This is a genomic window from Streptomyces sp. NPDC056948 (assembly GCF_042674225.1).
GTDB classification, from domain to species: domain Bacteria; phylum Actinomycetota; class Actinomycetes; order Streptomycetales; family Streptomycetaceae; genus Streptomyces; species Streptomyces purpurascens.
Genome location: NZ_JBHUQX010000436.1, coordinates 1 through 7,533, shown reverse-complemented (window position 1 = coordinate 7,533; position 7,533 = coordinate 1). Strand labels below are relative to the sequence as shown.

Genomic DNA, 7,533 nt, shown 5'->3' with positions numbered 1-7,533 from the left:
CCTTTGGGCGGTGCCCCTCTTGTCGTCTCCCTGCCGTGAACACCCTGGCCGACCTCACGGCGGGTCCCCGTGGGCTCCCCGAAGGGGAATGCGCCGGAGAGATGCTCAAGCCCGGCGTGCCGCACCCATCGTCCGGGTGAAGGTCACGGGGTCGCCCTCGAAACCACGGAGGCCGGAGTGGAAGGCCCACGGGCCGGAGCCGTCCCGGGCGAACTCCGCGACCGTCGCAGCCGTCGCCCCCAGGACACCGCCGAAGTCGTCCTCCGCCAGGACCGTGTAGCCCTCGCGGATACGGAGGCCGGGGTTGACCACGCTGACGAAGGTGCGCTCCGCCGGGCGCTGCTGGATGACGACACCGACCACCACGCGCGCGTACCGGTCGTCGAGCCGGTCGAGTTCCAGCGTCATGACCTCGTCGTAGCCGAAGCCCTGGCCGTCCTTGCTGTCCCGGTTGAGGTAGATGGTGCCGTCGGGGGAGCGGCTGTCGAAGTGCACCACGTAAGCGGGATCGCCGTGCGGGTCGTCCGCCGGATACGTCGCCGCGACGAGGTCCAGATCGGTGGACGGCTGCCCTGCCGGACTGGGATCCCACCTCATCGCGATCTCGATCTTGCTCAGTCCCTTGTTGAGCCCGTCCACCAGAGTCCCCTTCCCCGTACCGACCGCCTGTTCGCCCCAACTGCCGGGCGCTTACGACTGTTTGTCCATCCTGCCACGCGTGCGGGTGCGCGCGTGGAGGAGCGGTCCGGCCGAGAGTGACCGGCGCCACGCTCCGTGGCCTTACCATGGCGCGGTGCTGGTCAAGTGGATTCGCTGCACCGTGGTGGACCGCCGCGGTTTCGAGCGGGGGCAGCGGAAGTGGGCGGGGCTTCTGGGGGAGCCGGGGTTTCGCGGGCAGGGGGGTGGCTGGAGCCGGGGGCGGCCGGATGTGGCGCACATATTCGCGTTCTGGGAGAGCCGCGCCTTCTACGACTCCTTCATGGCGCGGTCCCACGACCGGCTGGCGTCAACCCAGTCGGGCACCTTCAAGGACGCCCAGGTCAGGCTCTTCGACTACCGCTTCGACGTGAAGACCGGCTTCGAACCGCGCTTCACGGACGCCGACCTGCTGCGAGTGGCGCTCTGCCGTGTCCACGAGGAGCGGGCCGAGCATTTCGTGCTGATGCAGGAGAAGGTCTGGAACCCGGCGATGGCCGGTTCTCCCGGGATGGTGCGCGGGCTGTTCGGCGAGGCGCCGGGTCACGAATTCCTGGTGCTGTCGATGTGGCGCTCGGACGCCGAGCACGGCAAGTACCGCACCGAGCGCGTGGAGCGGCTCGCCCTGAGAGCCCAGACGGAGGCGGACGTGGCGGCGCTCACCGGGGACATCGTGGGCATGGAGTCGAGCTGGACCGTCTGACTCGGTCGGCCCGGACGGTCTGATTCGGAACGGTCTGGACGGATTGGTTCCGGTCGGCGATGGGCGTGACCTGTGTGACCTGTGGTGCAGGATCTGTGTGACCTACGCTGTATGGGTGGGGTATGAGTGCTGCGCAAGCGCTCACCCGATCTAGGGTCTTGGCATGGCACGACCACGGCGCATCGTCCTTGTCCGGCACGGCGAGTCAACGGGCAATGTTGATGACTCCGTATACGAGCGTGAACCCGACCACGCCCTGGCGCTGACCGAACGGGGTCGGTGGCAGGCGGAGGCGACGGGCGAGCGGTTGCGCGAACGGTTCGGCGGTGAGCGCGTCAGTGTGTACGTCTCCCCGTACCGCCGTACGCACGAGACGCTGCGCTCCTTCCATCTCGACCCCGACCTCATACGCGTACGCGAGGAGCCCCGGCTGCGCGAGCAGGACTGGGGCAACTGGCAGGACCGGGACGAGGTCCGTCTCCAGAAGGCCTACCGGGACGCGTACGGCCACTTCTTCTACCGTTTCGCCCAGGGCGAGTCGGGCGCCGATGTCTACGACCGGGTCGGCGGCTTCCTGGAGAGCCTGTTCCGCAGTTTCGAGGACCCCGACCATCCGCCGAACGTCCTCATCGTGACCCACGGTCTGGCCATGCGGCTGTTCTGCATGCGGTGGTTCCACTGGACGGTCGCGGAGTTCGAGTCGCTGTCGAACCCGGGGAACGGCGAGGTGCGGATGCTCGTTCTGGGAGAGGACGGCAAGTACACGCTTGACCGGCCGTTCGACCGCTGGCGAGATCCCGAACCCTACGGGATCACCGGATAGAGTGGCAGGGCGATGACCGCTGACTCCTCCCCCGACGTGCGCCTGGACCGCGCCCTGGCCAGCCTGCGCGGACTGTCCGTCGGGGACGCCCTGGGTTCCCAGTACTTCGTGCCGGTGAACTACCCGCTGCTGAAGCGCCGCGAGGTGCCGTCCGGGCCGTGGCAGTGGACCGACGACACGGAGATGGCCGGTTCCGTCGTCGCCGTCCTGGCCGCCCACCACCGCGTCGACCAGGACGCCCTGGCCCGTTCCTTCGCCGAGCACCACGATTTCGACCGCGGCTACGGCCCCGCGGTCAACCGCCTGCTGCGACTCGTCCGGGAGGGCGGCGACTGGCGCGAACTCGCCGCCGCACTCTTCAACGGGCAGGGGTCCTGGGGCAACGGCGCCGCGATGCGGATCGCCCCGCTGGGCGCCTGGTACGCGGGCGACCCGGAACAGGCGACCCACCAGGCGGAGATCTCGGCCTATACCACCCACCAGCACCGCGAGGCGGTCGTCGGCGCGATGGCCGTCGCCGCGGCCGCCGCGTTCGCGGCCGCCCCCGGCGGGCCGCCCGGAGCCGGGGCCCTCCTCGACGGGGTCATCGACCTGGTGCCGAAGAGCGCGGTGGGCGCGGGGCTGCGCAGGGCCCGGGACATGCTCGACTACGGCGACCCGGCCACGGTGGCGGCGGTACTGGGGTGCGGCCGGCGCACGACCGCCCACGACACCGTGCCCTTCGCCCTCTGGTCGGCGGCGAGAAGCCTCGGTGACTACGAGCAGGCGTTCTGGACGACCGCGCAGGTCGGCGGGGATGTCGACACCACCTGCGCCATCGTCGGCGGTGTGATCGCCGCGGGCAAGGCCGGGGCACCGCCCGCAGAGTGGGTGGGGCGGACGGAACCGCTCCCGCACTGGGTGCCCGCGTCGGCCTAGCGGCAAAGGCTCTTTCACCTCTTCGGGAACTCTCCGTACATCGCGGGAACTCTCCGTAATCGACCGCTCGTTGTCGTGACATCCGCTGTGCGAGCCGTCAGGGCGCGCAGGCGCCGGAGTGGAGCGATGGGGGTGAACATGGGCGTCCTGCTCGCGGTTCTGATCCACTGGTGGGGCGCTTTCGTGCGCCGTCCGGGGAGCCAACCGGTCGCGAACCGGCCCGACAGCCGCCGCCGGGCAAGTGTCACACCCGTCGGCGAGCCGCCGAAGCCGGCTCGTGGTGCTGTTGCGTCAGCCGAGTCCCGGCCCGGCCGACCCGGCGAGTGCTTCCAGGTCACTCTTGCGAACCCGGATCACCAGCCAGGCCGTGACCAGGGCGAGGACGGCCATCGCCGCCGCCGGGACAAAGGCTGTCGAGATGCCCTGGGCCAGCACCTCGTGCCCCCACGGCGCGGGCAGTTGCTGCGTACGGGCGAACTCCGCTTTCTGCTCGGCGGAGCCCTCGGCCATGAACTGCGGAAGCTGCTTCTCCGCTTCGTCCCGGGTCGCCGTGCCGAAGACCGTCGTCAGGATGGCCAGGCCCAGCGATCCGCCCACCTGCTGCGTCGTGTTGAGCAGCCCCGACGCGGCGCCCGCCTCGTGCGGGGCGACACCGGAGACGGCGGTGAGCGTCAGCGTCACGAAGTTCAGCCCCATTCCGAAGCCGAACACCAGCATCGGACCGAGAACCCCGCTGACGTAGGAGCTGTCGGAGCTGATGAGCGCCTGCCAGGCCAGGCCGATCATCGCGAGCGCCGAGCCCGCGAGCATGAACGGCTTGGGGCCCAGCACCGGCAGGAAGCGCTGCGACAGACCCGCGCCGAGCGCGATCACGACCGTGACGGGCAGGAAGGCGAGCCCCGCCTCGATCGGGCTGTAGCCGAGCACGTTCTGCACGAACAGCACGATGTAGAAGAACATGCCGAACATCGCCGCGGCCAGGCTCAGCATGATCACGTACGTGCCGGAGCGGTTACGGTCGGCGAACATCCGCAGCGGGGTGATCGGTTCCCTGGCCCGGGACTCGATGATGCCGAAGGCCAGCAGCAGGACCACCGCGGCGCCGAAGGACCCGATGGTGAGGCTGTCCCGCCATCCCTCGTCCGCAGCGCGGATGAAGCCGTAGACGAGGGACGCCATGCCCGTCGTCGAGGTCACCGCACCCGCGATGTCGAACCGGCCGGTGTGCCGGTCGGACTCGCTGATGTAGAGCGGTGTGAGCACGGCGATCAGCACGCCGATCGGCACGTTCACGAAGAGCACCCAGCGCCAGTCGAGCCACTCGGTGAGCATGCCGCCGGCGAGCAGGCCGATGGCGCCACCGCCCGCCGACACCGCGGCGAAGACCCCGAAGGCCCGGTTGCGCTCCGGACCCTCGGGGAACGTGGTGGTGATGAGCGCCAGCGAGGTGGGCGACGCGATGGCGCCCCCGACGCCCTGCAGGACCCGTGCGGCCAGCAACTGCCAGGGCTCCTGGGCGAGCCCGCCGAGCAGCGAGGCGAAGGTGAACAGCAGGATGCCGGTCATGAAGACCCGGCGCCGGCCGAGGATGTCACCGGCGCGGCCGCCGAGGAGCAGCAGACCGCCGAAGGTGAGTGTGTAGGAGCTGACGACCCAGGTGAGGTCGGTGGTGCTGAACTTGAGCGCGTCTTGAATGTGCGGCAGCGCGATGTTCACAATCGTCGCGTCGAGTACCACCATGAGTTGGCAGGCCGCGATGACGGTGAGTGCGATGCCGGGATGTCCCTCCCGGCGGGCCGCACCTGGCTTCTGGTCCTGGAGCAATGGAGAGGTTGTCACTATGGGTCCCCCACGAGTGCGTTAGTGAACGCTCGCGTTCACTGTCGCGTCAAAGGTAGTGAGTCCCCGACAGTGAACGCAAGCGTTCACTCGTGGCGTCGTCGTTCGGCATGTCCCCCTCTGTGGCCGTCCGGCACGCCCCCACATCCCCGAAATCCCCGCTTCTCTGTTCGTTGGAGAGAGTCAGATGGTTACCCCGAGCTGGGCGGACGCCCCCGCTCAGACAGCCGCCCGCCGCCGCGGAGCCGTGCTCGAGCGTGCGATCCTCGACGCCGCACTGGACCAACTCAGCACCGTCGGCTGGAACGGCCTGACGATGGAGGGCGTCGCCGCCGGCGCCCAGACCGGAAAGGCCGCGGTCTACCGGCGCTGGCCGTCCAAGGAGGATCTTGTCGCCGACGCTCTGCGTGCCGGTCTGCCGTACTTCGACGCGGCACCCGACGAGGGTGGGGTGCGCGAGGACCTCTTGGCGCTGTGTCTGCGAGCCCGGGACGCGATGTTCTCCCGACCGGGTGTCGCGCTTCGCTCGGTGATTCACGAATGCGACACGACGCAGGCTGAGCGGTTTCATGCCGTGATCTTCGAGGGGGTCGTGGAGCCCACCATCAAGATGCTGCGAGAGGTCATCGAGCGCGGAATCCAGCGAGGAGAGGTGCGTTCTGACGCTGCGAACGGCTTTGTCTTCGACGCCATCCCGGCGATGATGATGTATCGCTCCAAGATGTGCGGCTGCGAATGGCAGGATCATGAAATCGAGGAGATGATCGACCAGTTGATGGTTCCGCTGCTGCGGCCGAGCGGCTCCTGACAGGGGGCTCGCGAGGGGGGTGAGGTTGCCAGGGTGGGCCAGGGTGTCGCGGGCACTTCCGGGCGGCGTAACCTAGTGGCGCCATGCCGTACGAACCACCTACTCACACCGTCGAGCGCTCCCTTCGAGCCACGACCGGAGCGAAGATCGTTGCAGGTGTCGACGAGGTGGGGCGCGGCGCGTGGGCCGGTCCCGTCACCGTCTGCGCGGCGATCACCGGACTCCGCCGGCCGCCCGAGGGCCTCACGGACTCGAAGCTGCTCACCATCAAGCGGCGCACCCAACTCGCCGAGGTACTGCGGACGTGGGTGACGTCGTACGCCCTGGGTCATGCCTCCCCGGAGGAGATAGACGAACTGGGGATGACGGCCGCGCTGCGGCTCGCGGCGGGGCGTGCGCTGGATGCCCTGCCGGTCCGCCCGGACGCGGTCATCCTCGATGGCAAGCACGACTATCTCGGTGCACCCTGGCGGGTCCGTACGGTGATCAAGGGCGACCAGTCCTGCGTGGCGGTAGCCGCGGCATCGGTGATCGCCAAGGTGCAGCGCGACAAAATGATGGCCGAACTGGCTATCGACCATGCAGACTTCGGTTTTGCGGACAACGCCGGGTATCCATCCCCCGTGCACAAGGCCGCACTGGCGGAGCGGGGCCCCACCCCCTACCACCGGTTGTCATGGGCGTATCTTGATGCGCTGCCCCAGTGGCGGCACCTCAAGAAGGTCCGCAGCTGGGCGGACGGAAGTGTTCCGGAAATCGAGGGTCAGCTCGGCTTCGATTTCTGACGGTTTCGTTCGCACGCATGCGCCACCCGCCGACGCGGGCCGTACCAGCGTTTGATAAATATCAACTCATGCCTCTCATTCCCGAGGAGCCTCAGATTCACGAGAGTGCCCAGGGTCCGCGCGCCACTCCGGCCAGCGGCCGCATCGCGCCGACCCCCCGTCCCGTACCCGGCCCCCGTCCCGCGGCTCCGTCGCGTCCCGGTCGTCCCGGTCCTCTCCGGCCCGCGCCGCCGGTGCAACGTACGCCGCGTGACGCAGCCGCCGAGCCCGGTCCGTCCGGGCCCGCCGCCGGTGCCGCCGCTCCGGCCGCCCCGCAGATCCAGCTCATCCCGGCTTCCGCACAGGGCGCGCTCGACGCCGCCGAGGAGGCCGTGGACCTGCTCCTGGACGCCGGGCGCGCCCCCAGTGACGTCCTGGTGATCACGACCGGCGAACAGCACCCGTGGGCCACCCACGAGCTGTCCTTCGGTGAAACCTCCTACTGGGCCCAGCACGACGCCCGTGACGACGTCTTCTACACTGACGCCACCATCGCGGCCCGCGCCGCGTCGCGTCCGGTGGTCGTGGTCGCCGTCAATGGCGGGTCCGAGGCCGCAGCCGCGAGCGCGCTGTCCCTTGCCCACTCCCGGGCGAACACCCTGCTGATCGTCTGCGGTGACCCGCAGCAGATCAACTCGGTGCTGGGCGCGGGCGTCTGAGTCGCTTCCTCAGCGTCCGGTCGGGCGCTGAGGAGGGCTTCAGGCGCCCTACGGCGGCTCCGCAGGGTGGGCGGTTCGGCATGCCCGGAGGACTGGACGCCGTAGCGGCGTACGGGCTTTGCCGGGTTGGGGAGTGCGTCTTGCGGCCCCTGCGCAGGTCGGCACACGGGCTCGTATGCCGTGTGTCGGGGGCACGGCAAGCACTCGTGCGAAACGGTCTGTCCAGGGCTTCAGCGTGCCGCCGCTGCGCGGCGCAGCACTTC

At 69.5% G+C, this 7,533-nt stretch carries 8 protein-coding genes; 6 read left to right on the top strand and 2 right to left on the bottom strand.

Annotated elements, in window-relative coordinates:
- Window positions 1–105: 105 nt before the first annotated feature.
- Complete coding sequence (locus ACFTZL_RS37405) at window positions 106–639, bottom strand: TerD family protein (protein ID WP_382592606.1); 534 nt, start codon at window positions 637–639, stop codon at window positions 106–108.
- Between the two features lie 154 nt (window positions 640–793).
- On the opposite strand from ACFTZL_RS37405, the gene ACFTZL_RS37400 reads away from it, so the two are divergent.
- The 3 genes from ACFTZL_RS37400 (at window position 794) to ACFTZL_RS37390 (ending at window position 3,140) form a co-directional block, all read left to right on the top strand.
- Complete coding sequence (locus tag ACFTZL_RS37400; protein ID WP_382592603.1) at window positions 794–1,399, top strand: YdbC family protein; 606 nt, start codon at window positions 794–796, stop codon at window positions 1,397–1,399.
- A gap of 163 nt (window positions 1,400–1,562) precedes the next feature.
- Window positions 1,563–2,222 (top strand): histidine phosphatase family protein, encoded by a 660-nt coding sequence (locus ACFTZL_RS37395; protein WP_382592600.1) that lies wholly within the window; start codon window positions 1,563–1,565, stop codon window positions 2,220–2,222.
- Between the two features lie 12 nt (window positions 2,223–2,234).
- The gene (locus tag ACFTZL_RS37390; RefSeq protein WP_382592597.1) at window positions 2,235–3,140 is read left to right on the top strand and encodes an ADP-ribosylglycohydrolase family protein; all 906 of its coding nucleotides are present in this window, start codon (window positions 2,235–2,237) and stop codon (window positions 3,138–3,140) included.
- Window positions 3,141–3,431: 291 nt separating this feature from the next.
- Here the strand turns inward: ACFTZL_RS37390 and ACFTZL_RS37385 are convergent, their stop codons facing one another.
- Complete coding sequence (locus ACFTZL_RS37385; RefSeq protein WP_382592594.1) at window positions 3,432–4,979, bottom strand: MFS transporter; 1,548 nt, start codon at window positions 4,977–4,979, stop codon at window positions 3,432–3,434.
- A gap of 187 nt (window positions 4,980–5,166) precedes the next feature.
- Between ACFTZL_RS37385 and ACFTZL_RS37380 the strand changes: the two genes are divergently transcribed.
- The 3 genes from ACFTZL_RS37380 (at window position 5,167) to ACFTZL_RS37370 (ending at window position 7,270) form a co-directional block, all read left to right on the top strand.
- The gene (locus ACFTZL_RS37380) at window positions 5,167–5,787 is read left to right on the top strand and encodes a TetR/AcrR family transcriptional regulator (RefSeq protein WP_382592591.1); all 621 of its coding nucleotides are present in this window, start codon (window positions 5,167–5,169) and stop codon (window positions 5,785–5,787) included.
- A gap of 83 nt (window positions 5,788–5,870) precedes the next feature.
- Window positions 5,871–6,572, top strand: a complete 702-nt coding sequence (locus ACFTZL_RS37375; RefSeq protein WP_382592588.1) for a ribonuclease HII — start codon at window positions 5,871–5,873, stop codon at window positions 6,570–6,572.
- A 68-nt stretch (window positions 6,573–6,640) separates the two neighbouring features.
- Window positions 6,641–7,270, top strand: coding sequence for a hypothetical protein (locus ACFTZL_RS37370; protein WP_382592585.1), 630 nt, complete (start codon window positions 6,641–6,643; stop codon window positions 7,268–7,270).
- The last annotated feature ends 263 nt before the right edge of the window (window positions 7,271–7,533 follow it).